The 14,247-nt window shown below is 63.6% G+C and carries 17 protein-coding genes; 10 read left to right on the plus strand and 7 right to left on the minus strand.

Annotated elements, in window-relative coordinates; all coding sequences use genetic code 11:
* The 3 genes from I8N66_RS19290 to I8N66_RS19300 all read right to left on the minus strand — a co-directional run.
* A partial coding sequence (locus I8N66_RS19290; protein WP_291156736.1) for an AAA family ATPase occupies positions 1 to 445 on the minus strand: 445 nt, incomplete at its 3' end.
* 66 nt (positions 446 to 511) lie between these two features.
* Positions 512 to 2,116: an exodeoxyribonuclease VII large subunit gene (gene xseA / locus I8N66_RS19295; protein ID WP_291156738.1), complete on the minus strand. Its 1,605-nt coding sequence runs from the start codon at positions 2,114 to 2,116 to the stop codon at positions 512 to 514.
* Positions 2,117 to 2,189: 73 nt separating this feature from the next.
* Positions 2,190 to 4,031, minus strand: coding sequence for a hypothetical protein (locus I8N66_RS19300; protein ID WP_291156741.1), 1,842 nt, complete (start codon positions 4,029 to 4,031; stop codon positions 2,190 to 2,192).
* A 149-nt stretch (positions 4,032 to 4,180) separates the two neighbouring features.
* Between I8N66_RS19300 and I8N66_RS19305 the strand changes: the two genes are divergently transcribed.
* The 4 genes from I8N66_RS19305 to I8N66_RS19320 are packed head-to-tail and all read left to right on the plus strand — an operon-like array spanning position 4,181 to position 6,509.
* Complete coding sequence (locus I8N66_RS19305) at positions 4,181 to 5,209, plus strand: glycosyltransferase family 2 protein (protein ID WP_291156744.1); 1,029 nt, start codon at positions 4,181 to 4,183, stop codon at positions 5,207 to 5,209.
* A complete protein-coding gene (locus I8N66_RS19310) occupies positions 5,206 to 5,910 on the plus strand; it encodes a class I SAM-dependent methyltransferase (RefSeq protein WP_291156747.1) in 705 nt (234 codons plus the stop codon). Before I8N66_RS19305 ends, I8N66_RS19310 begins: the two co-directional genes overlap by 4 nt.
* 9 nt (positions 5,911 to 5,919) lie before the next feature.
* Entirely contained in the window at positions 5,920 to 6,282 is a 363-nt protein-coding gene (locus I8N66_RS19315) for a transporter (protein WP_113538923.1), read from the plus strand.
* A 14-nt stretch (positions 6,283 to 6,296) separates the two neighbouring features.
* Entirely contained in the window at positions 6,297 to 6,509 is a 213-nt protein-coding gene (locus I8N66_RS19320) for a hypothetical protein (RefSeq protein ID WP_291156751.1), read from the plus strand.
* Between the two features lie 3 nt (positions 6,510 to 6,512).
* On the opposite strand, the gene I8N66_RS19325 is transcribed toward I8N66_RS19320, so the two are convergent.
* Positions 6,513 to 7,292, minus strand: coding sequence for a helix-turn-helix transcriptional regulator (locus tag I8N66_RS19325; RefSeq protein WP_291156754.1), 780 nt, complete (start codon positions 7,290 to 7,292; stop codon positions 6,513 to 6,515).
* A gap of 130 nt (positions 7,293 to 7,422) precedes the next feature.
* On the opposite strand from I8N66_RS19325, the gene I8N66_RS19330 reads away from it, so the two are divergent.
* Positions 7,423 to 7,827 carry a hypothetical protein gene (locus I8N66_RS19330; RefSeq protein ID WP_291156758.1) on the plus strand — a complete coding sequence of 135 codons (405 nt, stop codon included), beginning with the start codon at positions 7,423 to 7,425 and terminating at the stop codon, positions 7,825 to 7,827.
* A 66-nt stretch (positions 7,828 to 7,893) separates the two neighbouring features.
* Here the strand turns inward: I8N66_RS19330 and I8N66_RS19335 are convergent, their stop codons facing one another.
* Complete coding sequence (locus tag I8N66_RS19335; RefSeq protein ID WP_291156761.1) at positions 7,894 to 8,880, minus strand: Gfo/Idh/MocA family oxidoreductase; 987 nt, start codon at positions 8,878 to 8,880, stop codon at positions 7,894 to 7,896.
* Between the two features lie 200 nt (positions 8,881 to 9,080).
* Here I8N66_RS19335 and I8N66_RS19340 point away from each other — a divergent pair, with 200 nt between their 5' ends.
* Both I8N66_RS19340 and I8N66_RS19345 read left to right on the plus strand, forming a co-directional pair.
* A complete protein-coding gene (locus tag I8N66_RS19340; RefSeq protein ID WP_291156765.1) occupies positions 9,081 to 10,031 on the plus strand; it encodes an aldo/keto reductase in 951 nt (316 codons plus the stop codon).
* 19 nt (positions 10,032 to 10,050) lie between these two features.
* Positions 10,051 to 10,524 (plus strand): GNAT family N-acetyltransferase, encoded by a 474-nt coding sequence (locus I8N66_RS19345; RefSeq protein ID WP_113538918.1) that lies wholly within the window; start codon positions 10,051 to 10,053, stop codon positions 10,522 to 10,524.
* Here I8N66_RS19345 and I8N66_RS19350 read toward each other — a convergent pair.
* Positions 10,476 to 11,111, minus strand: a complete 636-nt coding sequence (locus I8N66_RS19350) for a hypothetical protein (RefSeq protein ID WP_113538917.1) — start codon at positions 11,109 to 11,111, stop codon at positions 10,476 to 10,478. The genes I8N66_RS19345 and I8N66_RS19350 overlap by 49 nt on opposite strands.
* Positions 11,112 to 11,191: 80 nt before the next feature.
* On the minus strand, positions 11,192 to 12,082 hold the full coding sequence (locus I8N66_RS19355; protein ID WP_113538916.1) for a LysR family transcriptional regulator: 891 nt from the start codon (positions 12,080 to 12,082) through the stop codon (positions 11,192 to 11,194).
* 245 nt (positions 12,083 to 12,327) lie between these two features.
* On the opposite strand from I8N66_RS19355, the gene I8N66_RS19360 reads away from it, so the two are divergent.
* The 3 genes from I8N66_RS19360 (at position 12,328) to I8N66_RS19370 (ending at position 14,184) form a co-directional block, all read left to right on the plus strand.
* Positions 12,328 to 13,323 (plus strand): aldo/keto reductase, encoded by a 996-nt coding sequence (locus I8N66_RS19360; protein WP_291156772.1) that lies wholly within the window; start codon positions 12,328 to 12,330, stop codon positions 13,321 to 13,323.
* Between the two features lie 103 nt (positions 13,324 to 13,426).
* Positions 13,427 to 13,789, plus strand: a complete 363-nt coding sequence (locus I8N66_RS19365) for a nuclear transport factor 2 family protein (RefSeq protein WP_291156775.1) — start codon at positions 13,427 to 13,429, stop codon at positions 13,787 to 13,789.
* Positions 13,786 to 14,184, plus strand: coding sequence for a VOC family protein (locus I8N66_RS19370; protein ID WP_291156778.1), 399 nt, complete (start codon positions 13,786 to 13,788; stop codon positions 14,182 to 14,184). The genes I8N66_RS19365 and I8N66_RS19370 overlap by 4 nt, the downstream gene beginning before the upstream one ends.
* Positions 14,185 to 14,247 lie beyond the last annotated feature (63 nt).

Here is a 14,247-nt window from a genome sequence, read left to right on the forward strand (position 1 = left end):
CGTAGCGCTGTCCTTCATGGATCCGATGAAAGTCCTCCGCGGCACTGCCGATCGGCCGATCGCCGCGAAGCGTTTCCCTTCGGACGAGTTCGTCGAGTTCGCAATGAAGGCCGACGAAAAAGACGTCGAAGGGTTCGAACATCGCCGCCAGTTCGACGGCCCAGCCGGGCTCCTCGAGAATGTGCTCCAGCAGGAGATTGTTGCCGGCTGATGCATAGGCGACCAGCGAGCGGTGAAACCCGTCGAAGAAGCGGGCCCGGTGTTCTTTCCAGCGAAAGTCGCCGCGGCGGAACCGCTCCATCGGCACCGTTCCCGAACCGCGAATATGGTCGATCGAAACATGCCAGAACGGCTCGCCAATCTGCGCCTGGACCGCGCGCGCCAGTGTCGATTTCCCACTGCTGGAGGCGCCGTGGATGAAGATAATCTTGGCTCGCTCAGTCATGCCGGGCTCCGTCAATCTTTAGGGAACCATGGCGTTAGGTCGTGGCCATGACAACGAGATGACGCGCTAGAACAGACTGCCCTGTTTCGGCGGATCTCCCGCCGGCTCCGCGGGCTTCGGCTGCTTCTTGCGTGGCACCGGCGACGGAGAAGCCGGCTCGCCCTCGCCTTCGCCCGCAATTGCCGAAACGCGGCCATCGGCAAATTCCAGACTGAGTGCCATGCCGGCCGAGACGGATGCCGCCTGGCGCACGGGACCGCCATCGGCGTCCCGAACAAGAGCGAAGCCGCGCTGCAGGACGTTGCGATAGGAGAGCGACTGCAGGATGCGATCCTGGGCGACAATGACGCTGCGCAGGCGGCGCACGTCTGCACGGATCGCCGCATCCGACCGGGCGGCAAGCCCCGTGACACGATCGGAAGCGCGGTGGATCTGGCCGACCAAGCGTGAGGGCAGCGCCCGCAGCGCCGCATCCGCCGCCTGGACCCGCGCCTCGCCGCGATGGACCTGCCGCTCGACGATGCGTTCGGCCTTGTTCATGGCATCGACAAGGCGCTGACGCCGCTCGGAAAGCTTGCCCTTCAGAAGATCGGCGCGCAGCTCGGCCGAGACACGCTCGAACTGCCGGCGCTTGTTCGCCGTGTTCATTTGCAAGCCACGGCCGAGGCCCAGCGCTGCCTCATCGAAGCGACGGCGCGGCAGCGCCAGCAGTTGATCGAGTGACGGAAGCGCCCGCGCCAGTGCGCGCACCGCCTGGCGGCGATTGTCCATCTGCCGCCCGACCGCAGATTTCAAGCGTGCCGACAGGCCGGAGACCGCCGCCTCGAGATCGGCCCGGACCGGCACGGCCATTTCGGCCGCCCCGGTCGGCGTCGGTGCGCGCTGGTCGGCGGCATAGTCGATCAGCGTCCAGTCGGTCTCGTGCCCGACGGCGGAAATCAGCGGAATCTGAGAGGCGGCCGCGGCACGAACGACGGCCTCGTCGTTGAAGCCCCAGAGGTCTTCGAGGCTGCCGCCGCCACGCGCAACGATCAACACATCCGGACGGGCGATCGGGCCGCCGGGTTCAATATCGTTGAAGCCTCGGATCGCCGCCGCCACCTCGTCGTCCGAACCATCGCCCTGCACCCGCACCGGCCAGACGACGACGTGCACCGGAAAGCGGTCGGCAATGCGGTGCAGGATATCGCGGATGACGGCACCGGTCGGCGAGGTCACCACGCCGATCACCCTGGGCATATAGGGCAGCGGCCGCTTGCGGGCGGCATCGAAGAGACCCTCGGCCCCGAGCTTGCGCTTGCGCTCTTCGAGAAGCGCCATCAGCGCGCCCGCACCGGCCGGCTCCATCGATTCGATGACGATCTGGTATTTCGACGAACCCGGGAAGGTCGTGACCTTGCCGGTCGCGATTACCTCCATGCCCTCTTCCGGGCGGAAGCGTAGGCGCGAGAAGGTGCCCTTCCAGATCACCGCGTCAATGCGGGCCCGATCGTCCTTGAGCGCGAAGTAGGCATGGCCCGACGAGTGCGGGCCGCGATAGCCGGAGATCTCGCCGCGCACGCGCACCTGGTCGAAGGCCTGCTCGACGGTTCGCTTGATCGAGCCCGAAAGCTCGGACACCGAATATTCGGCAAGATTGCTCGGAGAATCGCTGTCGAAGAAAGAAGCCATGGCTTCTTTTACCGCACCCTTCGCCGAAGGCCAGCATATCCGTTGCGCTTTCCACCCGCCGGGCAGGCACCGCCTAAGGTTTCAGAGCATAGAGCCGGATGGGCGAACCTGCCGAAATCGGCAAGGGCGACAGGAACGCCGGCACATGATCGGCCGCAAGTTCGGCATAGAGCCCTTGCGGCGCTCGCGCGGCGATCATTCGTGCCTGAACGTCCGCGGCGCAGAAGGCCAGGATCGGATGCCCGAGCTGACGCAGCATGTTCGCCGCATCCTCAGTCCGGGCCAGGCCGATCTTCAACTCCGTAAGCATCCCCGCGGCATTGCGGTGATAGGGCGCACTCAGAACGCGGTGCTGCGTATGGCGAAGGACGGCGGCACCGATATCGGATGGCCCGACGATGAATGAAGGCGTAAGGCCCTCCAGATCGGCCAGCGATGCCGGTGTCAGGCACGCCTCACCATTCGAGGCTTGGGGCTCGCCCGCCATGACGCCCCCGATCCCCTTGTCGAAAAGCTCCCCGGCAATAGCCCAGACAACCGGGACCGAAATGAGAAGCGTGCCGACGTAACGCAGGGAGGCGCCCGTACCCGCCGTGCCGCCTTTCGAGCGGGCACGAAGATCCGAAAGCAGCAAGGCAAGCGGCACGATAGCCAAAAGATTGGAGAAGGCCATTCCGCGCACCTGAATGAGCGCAATCATCAGGCTCGAAAACACTAGCGCGAAGAGAATGAGGTTGAGATCGACCCTGTCCCGACGCCAGATGCGCCAGGCGCAGACAAGCGCGGCAAAGGCACCGGTGAAGTAGTAGGCGCCGAGGCTCGTGGGCTCCGTCCTTGCGACCGCCAGGAAGGAACGCGCCTCGGTGACATTGTCGAGCCACAGTTCGAGAAGCAGCGGGTCGAGCCCCGACAGGGGATTGCCCAGGCATTGCGGCGCCACAACCAGTGCCACGGCAATGACGGCCAGGCCGCACGCGCCAAGAGCGATCATCCTTGCTACGGCTGACCGGTCGCTGAGCGTGGCGGCGGCAAGCGCCAACAGGCCACCCCCGGTCAGCGCCAGCAAATAGAAGGCGATCGAGAGATTGTCGCAGGTCGCGGCCAGGTAGAGACGCGGCGGCACCGTCGCGAAGAAGAACAGGCTGATGCCTGCAGCCAGCGAAAGGCCGAAGGCGACGGTGGACCGCAAAGCCTTTCGACCGGCCCAAACCCACTGGCAGGCAACGACCGCGCAGACCATGGCCACAAACGGCGTCGTTTCTGCACCAATGGCAATCGCCAGCGCTGCCGCCAATCCTGCAATGGTGTAGCTCGCCGCGCGGTACGTATGATCGACGAGCATTGCCGCCATGGCAGCAACCAGGACCAATTGCACATTGTGATGGTCGATCGCTCCGCCGAGGAATCGATTGGTCGTGATGATGAAGATCACGGTCAGTCCCAGGCAGAAGTGCATGGCATCCACACCACCGGCTCGACGACCGGCCAGCCCCATCGCCGCCAGCAAAGGCACAGCAAGGGAAATCGGCCAGAACCCCAAGGCCAGGGTTTCAGCCTGCACAGGGCCGACAAATGGCCTGAAGACGGAAACGAGTGCGGCGATCGGCAGGTCGATGAGGCGCGACCAGTGCATCAGCGTGCCGCCTTCCAGGCCGAGGCGGACTTGCGTCAGGTCGAACCAGCTCTGGCCAGTAAGGAGATCGCGCACCTGAACCAGGCGCATGACGTCGTCGTTGTCGCGGCCAACATAGTCGGGCGCCGTCAGGAACCGGGTGACGAGGAAGAGGACTGTGGGCACGCCGTAGACGAACACCATCCAACGCAGGCTCGACCAGAACGGCCTCGGCGCGTCCGTTGAAGTCGCCTCAGAAAGCGTCGCCGTCCCGTTCACCATGGATTCCTTGTCCTTCTCCATCCCATGGCAGCCTAACGATACGCGCTCAAGAAAGCGTAAAGCCTGCAGCGGTCGACTCCAGGCGCCGCACGCACGAACGTGCCCTTGGCGTCTTGTTAACACCCTGATGCCTATGATGCCGCCAACCCAACACGAGCCGAGCCACCCGGATGTTCGACCGTTTCAACATTGCAGTACTGCTGCCCTGCTACAATGAAGCATCGACCATCGGACAAGTGGTTCAGGGCTTCCAGGCGGCGCTGCCGACGGCACATGTCTATGTCTACGACAACAATTCGACCGACGGCACGGCGCTGAAGGCCATGCTCGCCGGTGCGACCGTCGTGCGCGAACGCCGGCAGGGCAAGGGGCACGTGGTGCGCCGCATGCTCGCCGATATCGATGCCGACATCTATGTCATGGCCGACGGCGACAGCACCTATTGCCCGACGGATGCGGAAGACCTGATCCGCACCCTGATCACCGAGCGCGCCGACATGGTCGTCGGGACGCGACGCGGCGTTCACGACGATGCCGGCAGACAGGGTCACGCCTTCGGCAACAGGATCTTCAACCTTCTGTACCGGGAAATATTCGGCACGGATTTCAACGACATCTTCTCCGGTTACCGCGTGCTCTCGCGACGGTTCGCCAAGAGCTTCCCGGCCATTTCCAACGGTTTCGAAATCGAGACGGAGATGTCCGTTCATGCCTCGCGTCTCAAGCTGCCGGTCGCGGAGCTTGAACTGGACTATGGCCGGCGCCCGGAAGGTTCCCATTCCAAACTGTCGACATACAAGGACGGCGCCAAGATCCTCTGGACCTTCGCGATGCTCATGAAAGAAACGCGGCCCTTCACGTTCTTCGGACTGATCGGCATGGCATTCTTTGCGACGAGCATCGGCTTCATGATGCCGGTGCTGTTCGAATATTTCGCCACCGGGCTCGTGCCGCGCATGCCGACCTGGGTCTTCGCGCTGGCCATGCTGATGATGTCGATCATCATGTTCACGGCGGGCGTGATCCTCGATTCAGTCTCGCGGGGCCGGACCGAACAGCTGCGGCTGCACTATGTTGCGACCCCTTCACGGGCAACGCCCCTTGCCAGCCTGAACAGCGGCATCGCTTCGACCCGGGGTGACGACCAGGAAACCGGCTTGCAGCCGACGCCACGCATTGTTCGGGAACGCCACGGATGAACCGGGAAACGACCAACCGCATACGCTTCATCATCGAAGACGTCATCCCGCCGGTCCTCAGGGATTCGCGCTTCTTCAAGGGCATGGCCAGCCTCGCCTGGGGCAAGCACATTGCCCACCTTGCCGAGTTTCGCGCTCGGGCGCCGTTCCTTTCGGCCCGCGAATACGAAGACCTCTATCGCCACCATCCGAGGGTTCACGAGGGAACGGATAATTCCGAAGCCTGCGTGCGCAAGATCGCGGCCAGCATCGTGGGCGACAGCGTTTGCGACGTCGGCTGCGGAACGGGCGTCCTCTTGAAGCGCATCCGGGAGGCCAACCCTCGCCTTCAGCGCCTCACGGGCGTCGACTTCGCCATCGACGATGCAGCCCGGATCGAAGGCATCGAGTATCACGCCGCGATGATCGAGGACCTGCCGTTTGCGGATGGCGAATTCGATACGGTCGTCTGCACGCATGTGATCGAACATATCCTCGACTATCGCAAGGCGATCTCCGAGCTCCGCCGGATTGCCCGCCGGCGCCTGATCATCGTGGTGCCGCGCGAGCGCGAGTATCGCTACACGTTCAACCCACACTTCAACTTCTTCCCCTACACCCACTCCTTCCTGCGCGCAGTGCATCCGGTTCCAGCCAAGCACGAGTGCGTCGACATCGGCCGCGACATCTTCTACTGCGAAGACAAAGCTGGGGCGGTGTGAGGCGTGGCGATGAACCTCAATCTGGCGCCCACCGTCTGGTTCGGTCTGTTCTTCACGCCTGTGCTGATTTCGGCCGGTCAGATTCTCTTCAAGCTCACGAGCGCCAAGACCGGAAACGCCAACGCCCAAGGGCTGCTGGCGCTGGCCTTCAGCCCGACACTGCTCATCGCTTTGGCGGTCTACGGCATCGGCACGATCATCTGGATCTTCACGATCAAGTCCGTGCCGCTGACGATCGCCTATTCGTTCATGGCGCTGACCTTCTGCATCGTGCCGCTGCTTGCCGCCGTCTTTCTCGGCGAGGCCGTGACGCTGCGCTACGCCCTTGGCGCCGCGCTGATCATCAGCGGCATGATCATCATCAATTCGTAAGGGTGCCCGGGACCATGATCGTCACCGCTTCCTTCCTCCTCGGCATCATCACATGCAGTCTGCGTTCTCCGCGCGTCTGCCTGCTGGTCGGTTCGGTCTTGCTGGGTTTGGCCGGCGCAAGCGGCAACTGGATTGAAGCTGCGGCGGCGATCGGCGCCTACAATATGGGCCTCGCGCTGATGCTTTGCGGCGCCATCGCCATCGACCTGCAGCGGGACGGCCGGTAGCGCTCATCCCTTTCGCTCGAAAAACGCCTTGGTCTCCTCGTCCGCGGGGAAGAAGGATTCGATCAGCACGCCTTCCACAAGGGCATCCTGGGTCGAGCCGAAGGTCTGCAGCGTGGTGATGAAGCTCAGCCGCAGGCCGCCGACATCGAGTTCGATTGGCAGCACGGGCAATCGGTCCGTGTCCGGATGATTATCAATCGCACGCTCGACCGCCGAATTCGACGCTGCCTTTTCCAAGCGTTTGCCGAGACGGCTACGCGGCCCCTGCAACCAGGCCTCGGTGCGCACGCGCTGCACGAGATCGGCCGCCGCGGCCTCCCAGTTCACGACCAGCTTGCGAACGTTGTCATTGCCGAGGAAGGTGTCGAGGAAGTTTTCTCCCGGCTGAAACGGAATGTCGGCGGCCACAGCAAGGCTCGCCAGCGCCGGATTGACGACGAGCAAGGTGTATTCGTGATCGAGCACCAGGCCGGGATAGGGATCGTGGCGCGCCAGGATCAGCCGGATGGCATTGGCGACAGCGGGCGGCATGGCATCGAGCCCCGCGGCAGGCCGCGTCGCCATGCGCGGCCGGTAGCCGGCTGCCGAAAACAGCGTGCCCTGGTCGCGGGCTGGAATATCCAGCACCGAGGCCAGCCGCAGGATCATCCCCTCCGACGGCTTCGAGCGGCCGGTTTCCAGGAACGACAGGTGGCGCGCCGATATGCCGGCGGCAACCGCGAGGTCAAGCTGGCTCATGCGGCGATGCCCGCGCCATTCCTTCAGATGTTCGCCGAACAGCATGTGTCGTGATTCTCCATTGGACCCGCAGAGTGGCGCGCGCGCGGGGTAAAATCCATTACCTCAGAGGTAATTGGCTTGATGACGTCGTCGGCGCAAACATCTGGCCATCGACAAACGGATGGAGCCGAAGATGAACCTCTCGAACCGCAGCCTTCTCAACAAAACCTTCCTCGCCGACGGCGCCTACTCTCTTGCCATCGGCGCCCTGCTGATCCTTTTTGCCGCCCCCCTTGCTTCGCTCTTCAGCCCCGCAGCGACAGCGCCGATGATGAAGATGCTCGGCGTCGGGCTGGTATTTTGGGGGATCTTTCACCTTGCCGCGGCACGCAACGGCGGGCCGGTCTCCGCAGCGGCACGCGTCAGCATCGCCGGCGACATCCTTTGGCAGGTGGCAAGCGTAGCGCTGCTGGTCGCGGCCTACCCGTTCCTCACTGTCGCAGGTATCGGCTTCATCGTCATCGGCCTGATCACGGTCGCCGATTTTCTGATCTTCAAGCTGCGCGGCCTGGCAAGGGAACAGGCGGCGATTGCCTGACGGGATGATCGCAGGGGATCAAGAGGCAAGGGCCCGCCAGCCAAGCCGGCGGGCCCTTTTCGTTGATCAGATTGCCTCCCAACCGTCCTTGGCGCTGGCGCGGTAGATCGCATCGATGAATTTCTGATTGAGGCGCGAATTCTCGAGCGTCACCACCTCCTCGTCCTCGCCCTTGGCGGCGCGCGAGAAGGCTTCCGCCTGGAGCTTGTACTGGCGCGCATCCTGGAAGCGGAACAGCTGGGACTGGGCGTGGTTCTGGTTCGTCAGTTCCACTTCCTCGCGACCGTAACGGTCGGCGTTGAAGGGCGACTTCACCTCGATGAAGCCCTTGTCGCCGTGGAAGACCATGACCTGGCGGGCCGCCAGCTGGGTGGAGATGTAGAAGCTGAGTTCGAAGTCGCCGAAATCGGCGCGCACGCTCGAATAGATATCCGTGCCGAACTCCGGATCGCGGTCGGTGCTTGCCTGCACCCGCACCGGCTCCTTGCCGGTGACGAAGCGGGTGGTGATCGTGGGATAGACGCCGATATCCGGCAGGCCGCCACCGCCAAGCGCGGGAATGTTGCGCATGTTGTTGGGGTCGCGGTTGAAATAGGTGAACGCACCCTGGACGTGGCGCAACCGGCCGATCGCGCCTTCGGCCAGCAGCGAGCGCACCTTGCGCCAGACGGGGCTGTAGGTGACCATGAAGGCTTCGGCGATCAGCACGCCGTTGCGGTCACGCGCGGCGATCAGCGCATCGATCTCGGAGGCACGCAGCGCGATCGGCTTTTCGCAGAGCACGTGCTTGCCGGCATTGGCCGCCTTGACCGACCACTCGACGTGCTGGGCCGTCGGCAGCGGAATATAGACCGCGTCGATCACGTCGGAGGCCAGCATCTCCTCGTAGGAGCCGAAAGCATGCGGCGCCGAGAAGCGATCGGCCATGGCCCGGGCCTTGGCAAAGTCGCGGCTGGCAACAGCCGAGACGACGCAGTTTTCCGCGTCCTGAATGGCGGGCACGACGAGGTCGCGGCCGATCTTGGCCGTGGACAGAATTCCGAAACGTAGCATGGCGAGGCTCCCTGATTTGGTCGCAAAGACTAGCGCCGAGGTACGTACCTATCAAGCGGCTGCATACGCCCGACCGAGGATTCCCCTTCCTGAGAAAAAAGCCCGGGGGCGGGTGACAATGTCAGCTTTTCTGCCCTATCTTTCTCTTCGCAATCCTCCCGATCGCACCATGCCTTCATCCAGTCCAATGGAGCAAAACCATGGAAAAACTGAGACTTGGCCGCACCGACCTGGAAATCGCGCCACTCGTCTTCGGCGGCAATGTCTTTGGCTGGACCGCCGACGAAAAGACCTCCTTCGCCCTGCTCGATGCCTTTTTCGATGCCGGGTTCAACGCCATCGACACTGCCGATGTCTACTCCTCCTGGGCGCCGGGCAATGAGGGCGGCGAATCCGAAACGATCATCGGCAAATGGCTGAAACTGTCCGGCCGATCACGCGACAAGGCCGTCATCGTCACTAAGGTCGGCTCGGAGCTCGGACCCGATCGCAAGGGGCTCTCGCGTCGCTGGATCCTGCAGGCGGTCGAAGATTCGCTGAAGCGGCTGCAGACCGACCACATCGATCTCTATCTCTCGCACTGGCCGGATTCGGAAACGCCCTACGAAGAGACGCTCGCGGCCTACGATCAGTTGCTGAGCGAGGGCAAGGTTCGGGCGATCGGCGCCTCCAACCTGAACTCGCTGCAACTGCGCGAGGCGCTTGACGTTTCCGCCAACCAGGGCTTGCCACGCTATCAGGTGCTGCAGCCGGAATACAATCTCTACGACCGCGACGCGTTCGAAGGCCCACTGCGAGATCTCTGCATTTCCGAAGAGATCGGCGTCATCAGCTATTTCGGTCTGGCACGGGGCTTTCTCTCGGGAAAATACCGCACCCACAAGGACCTCGAAGGCTCGGCGCGCGGCAGCGGCGTCGAGAAATATCTCGACGGGCGCGGCATGAGGATCCTCGGCGTGCTCGACGACATCGCGGCAGAAACCGGGGCGACCCAGGCGGAAATCGCGCTCGCCTGGGTGCGGACCCGCAAGGGTGTTACCGCACCGATCGCCAGCGCCACCAGCCTCGCGCAATTGGAGAGCCTCATTCGTTCTGCCGAGCTTAGGTTGTCGGACGAAGCGATCCAAAAGCTCAACGATGTCGGCGAATGACGGGAGCTGAACCAACACGATGGCATTGACGATACGCGCCGCGGCAAGCGGCGACGAGGCGGACTGGCGCCGGCTCTGGGCAGGCTATCTCGCCTTTTCCGGCTCCGAGCTGGCCGAAGACATCATCGATCTCACCTGGAAGAGGCTGATCGATCCGGCGGCGCCGCTTTTCGCGCGGCTGGCGATCCTCGACACCCAGCTGGTCGGCTTCGCGATCTGCCAGGAACAGCTCGCCACCTTCTTCCGGAGGCCGATCTGCTACATCGAGGATCTCTATGTCGATCCCGCTGCACGCGGCCAGGGCGTGGCAAGGGCGATGATCGACGATCTCATCGCGCTCTGCCGGGAAAAGGACTGGGACCGGCTCTACTGGTACACGGAAGCAGACAATGCCACGGCACGGCGGCTCTACGACCGTTACTCCGGGACCGACGAGCACGTACGCTACAAGGTCAATTTCGGCGCGGTCCTCAAATCCGGAAACCCGGCATAGGCCTCGGCATGATTGCCGGTCTGGTTCGCCATGCCGGCCTTGGTCAGCAGCCCGCGCGGCTGGATGAAGCTTGAAATCCGTCGCGCCGGCCGCTCGTGCCACTGGATGTTGAAAGCCCAGAGCTTGGGAAAGAAGCAGAGCGAGGCATAGGGCAAGTGGTCGTGGATCCACCAGGCGATCGACTGCCAGCCGCCGATCTCGCCGCGCCGATCCCAGACCCAGGGAATGACGATGCAGGCGGTGGCACCGATGCATCCGTCCGCATCGCGCATGTCCCAGATGTGATCGGCGGCCGAGGCGGCATTGGTCGAGCAGTTGAGCCCATTGGCATTGCCGAAGCCGTTGACGGCGCGGTTGCGGTAGCCAGAACGAATGACGAGGCGGCCGAAGGTCGCTTCCAGCGGTTCCAGCAATTCCTCGCAGAGACGGCGTCCGGCCTCGATCGCCAGATCGGGATCATCGGGGATGTTCGGAATGCGGTAGAAATCGGCGATTTCCGAATGCAGGAAATCGCGGAAGAAGAAGTTTCGGGAGAGCCGCACCCGGCCGAGATCTTCGAGACCCTTCATCGAACCCGGCTTCTTCATAGGTTTTCCTCTCATCCAAACACGAAACCAACGGCATTCCAGATCCGGGCCTGCCGCGCCACCCGATTTCGAGCCGTCTCCTATCCGCTGTGCCGGAAGAAATCGATGAAGGCGCGCAGCGCCGGCCGCATCTGCCGGCGGCTCGGATAGTAGAGATAGGGACCGGCATAGGGCGCGCACCAGTCCTCCATGACGCGCTCCAGCTTCCCTTCGGCAATCCCGGTCTCGACACGGGACAGGAACAGATAGGCAAGGCCGGCGCCACCCATTGCCGCCTTGATGATCGGCCGGTCTTCGCCAAGAATCAGTGGTCCCTCGACCGACACCGTCAGCTCCTCGCCATCCTTCTCGAACTCCCAGCGATAGAGCGTGCCGTTGGAGAAGCGCCGCCGAATGCAGCGATGCGCGGCCAGATCCCGCGGATGCTGCGGTCGGCCATATCGCTTGAAGTAATCTGGCGAAGCGACGACGGCACTTTCGAGTTCCGGCCCGACCCTCACGGCAATCATGTCCGCCTCCAGGCTTTCGCCGAGCCGGATGCCGGCATCGTAGCCCTCTTCGACGATATCGGTGAAGCCGTCCTCATTGGCAATTTCGAGCACGATCTCGGGATAACGATCCAGGAAAGCCCCAAGCCGTGGTGCGAGGATGAGGTCGGCAGCAAAACGCGGCGCCGTGATGCGCAGGTTCCCGGCCGGACGCTCGCGGGCGTCGGCGGCAGCCTCCAATGCATGGGCGATCTCGTCGAGCGCCGGTGCCAGCCGTTCGAGCAACCGGCGCCCCTCCTCGGTCGGCGCGACGCTGCGCGTGGTACGCGCCAGAAGCCGAATGCCGAGGCTCGCTTCGAGGCTGCCGACGGCATGGCTGACGGCGGATGGCGCCACGTCGAGCTCCCGGGCAGCCCCGCGAAAGCTGCCATGGGCGGCGACGGCGGCCAATACCGCGAGTTGGGAGAGCTGCGTTCTGTTCATTGATCGAAATAATAGAACAACCCGTGAGAATTGACAGTGATTTTCAGCCGCAGCAGATGGCCCTATTCTTCAATCGTTGCCAACGCCTGGACGAAGCGAGGAGATCGTCTGCGATGGCAACGAGGAACCGCCGCCCGCCACTTGGGCGCATCGGCGGTATCCAACCATCAATTCATGCCTCGGACGATAGACGTGCGCTCCCAGCACGCTAGTTCCGACGCGTGGCAGCCAGACAAGGAAACGACATGAAGACCCGCAAACTCGGGAATGACCTTACCGTCTCCACCATCGGCCTTGGATGCATGGGCATGAGCTTCGCCTATGGCGCTACGGATGAGGCGGAGTCGATCCGCACGCTTCACCGCGCCGTCGATCTCGGCATCACCTTCTTCGACACGGCCGAAGTCTATGGCCCGTTCGAGAACGAGAAACTCGTCGGCAAGGCGCTCGGTGCCGTGCGAGACAAGGTGACGATTGCCACCAAATTCGGTTTCCGCATCGAGCCCGGCGTGCCGGCGGCCCAGGCGATCAGGGGCGTCGACGGGCGGCCGGAACATGCAATGGCCGTGGCAGAAGCCTCGCTCAAGCGGCTCGGCACCGATGTCATCGATCTCTACTACCAGCACCGCGTCGATCCTGACGTGCCGATCGAGGACACTGTCGGCGCCATGGCGGAACTGGTGCGCGAGGGCAAGGTGCGGGCGATCGGCCTCTCCGAAGCGAGCTCCGCCACCATCCGCCGCGCCCACAAGGTCCATCCGATCGCCGCCGTCCAGAGCGAGTATTCGCTGTGGACGCGGGATCCGGAAGCCGATGTGCTTGCCACCTGCCGGGAACTCGGCATCGGCTTCGTACCCTACAGCCCGCTTGGACGCGGCATGCTGACCGGTGCGATCCGTAAGCCCGAGGATCTCGCAGCCGACGATTTCCGTCGCTCGCTGCCGCGCTTCCAGGCGGAAAATTTCGATGCCAACGCCCGGCTCGTCGAAACGCTGCAAGCGCTGGCTGCGGAGAAGGGTGTGACCGCCGCCCAGCTCGCACTCGCCTGGGTCATCAACCAGGGTGATTTCATCGTGCCGATCCCGGGCGCCAGCAAGCTCAACCATCTGGAGCAGAATGCGGCGGCCGCGGCGATCACCCTCAGTGCCGAGGAATCCAGTCGCCTCGCTGACGCGCTGTCTCCGGCACATGTCGCCGGCAATCGCTACGCGGACGCCTCGCTGGCGCTTACCAACCGTTGACCCAACTCTCCCCGTTTCAGCCGAAGCGGGGAGCTCCCCCATCGAAATTCCCGCCGGACGCACTACTTCTCAACCAGCGGTGAACATTTCAGGAGGAGCGGGAATGTCCGACGAGCAGGCGATCAGCGCGGTGGTGCACCTCTATGTCGACGGCATGGCCTTTGCCAACGAGGGCGCGCTGCGCAAGGCGTTCCACCCCGACGCGGCGATTATCGGCAACTACAAGGGCGCGCTCGAATGGACGACGCGCGACGGCTTCATCAAGACGATCGTCGAGGTGGGTGCAGCCCCCCCTGGCACGCAGCCGGAGATGGACGTGCAGAAGATCGATATCACCGGTGATACCGCAACCGTGCGGGTGGTCGACAGTTTCGCCGGCGAACGCTACTCCGACCATCTGGCGCTGGTGAAGATCGACGGGCGCTGGGTGATCGTCAACAAGGTCTTCCACCAGCACGCGTCATGACGGCGATCCTGCCGAAATCGGAGCCGACGGGCAGGCTCATCGGCATCGACCATATCCAGCTTGCCATGCCGGCGGGTGCCGAACCGGCGGCACGCGGCTTCTACGGCGGTCTCTTCGGTTTCTCTGAGGTCAGCAAGCCGGCCAACCTTCTTGCCCGAGGTGGCTGCTGGTTCGAGCAAGGCAGCATCCGCCTGCATCTCGGCATCGACCCGGACTTCAGGCCGGCGCGCAAGGCCCACCCCGCTTTCCTCGTCGACGATCTCGATCGCCTGAGGCCGCGGCTCGAAGCGGCTGGCGTGGCAACGGTCGAAGACGAGCCACTTGCCGGCTACCGCAGATGTTATGTCGACGATCCCTTCGGCAACCGCATCGAACTGATGCAGCATACCGATTAGCTCAAGCGAAAAGGGCCGCTGCAATGCAGCGGCCCTTTTCGTATCTGCCGGGTTTGCTCGGAT

Origin of the sequence: Ensifer sp. SSB1, from assembly GCF_016652895.1 — a bacterium.
Lineage (GTDB): Bacteria > Pseudomonadota > Alphaproteobacteria > Rhizobiales > Rhizobiaceae > Ensifer.

Excerpts from the sequence above, each read along its gene's own strand:
- I8N66_RS19370 (WP_291156778.1), top strand. The coding sequence starts at position 13,786 with ATGACGGCGATCCTGCCGAAATCGGAGCCGACGGGCAGGCTCATCGGC.
- I8N66_RS19310 (WP_291156747.1), top strand. The coding sequence starts at position 5,206 with ATGAACCGGGAAACGACCAACCGCATACGCTTCATCATCGAAGACGTC.
- I8N66_RS19330 (WP_291156758.1), top strand. The coding sequence starts at position 7,423 with ATGAACCTCTCGAACCGCAGCCTTCTCAACAAAACCTTCCTCGCCGAC.
- I8N66_RS19365 (WP_291156775.1), top strand. The coding sequence starts at position 13,427 with ATGTCCGACGAGCAGGCGATCAGCGCGGTGGTGCACCTCTATGTCGAC.
- I8N66_RS19305 (WP_291156744.1), top strand. The coding sequence starts at position 4,181 with ATGTTCGACCGTTTCAACATTGCAGTACTGCTGCCCTGCTACAATGAA.
- I8N66_RS19350 (WP_113538917.1), bottom strand. The coding sequence starts at position 11,111 with ATGAAGAAGCCGGGTTCGATGAAGGGTCTCGAAGATCTCGGCCGGGTG.
- I8N66_RS19300 (WP_291156741.1), bottom strand. The coding sequence starts at position 4,031 with ATGGAGAAGGACAAGGAATCCATGGTGAACGGGACGGCGACGCTTTCT.
- I8N66_RS19345 (WP_113538918.1), top strand. The coding sequence starts at position 10,051 with ATGGCATTGACGATACGCGCCGCGGCAAGCGGCGACGAGGCGGACTGG.
- I8N66_RS19320 (WP_291156751.1), top strand. The coding sequence starts at position 6,297 with ATGATCGTCACCGCTTCCTTCCTCCTCGGCATCATCACATGCAGTCTG.
- I8N66_RS19355 (WP_113538916.1), bottom strand. The coding sequence starts at position 12,082 with ATGAACAGAACGCAGCTCTCCCAACTCGCGGTATTGGCCGCCGTCGCC.
- xseA (WP_291156738.1), bottom strand. The coding sequence starts at position 2,116 with ATGGCTTCTTTCTTCGACAGCGATTCTCCGAGCAATCTTGCCGAATAT.
- I8N66_RS19315 (WP_113538923.1), top strand. The coding sequence starts at position 5,920 with ATGAACCTCAATCTGGCGCCCACCGTCTGGTTCGGTCTGTTCTTCACG.
- I8N66_RS19340 (WP_291156765.1), top strand. The coding sequence starts at position 9,081 with ATGGAAAAACTGAGACTTGGCCGCACCGACCTGGAAATCGCGCCACTC.
- I8N66_RS19325 (WP_291156754.1), bottom strand. The coding sequence starts at position 7,292 with ATGCTGTTCGGCGAACATCTGAAGGAATGGCGCGGGCATCGCCGCATG.
- I8N66_RS19335 (WP_291156761.1), bottom strand. The coding sequence starts at position 8,880 with ATGCTACGTTTCGGAATTCTGTCCACGGCCAAGATCGGCCGCGACCTC.
- I8N66_RS19360 (WP_291156772.1), top strand. The coding sequence starts at position 12,328 with ATGAAGACCCGCAAACTCGGGAATGACCTTACCGTCTCCACCATCGGC.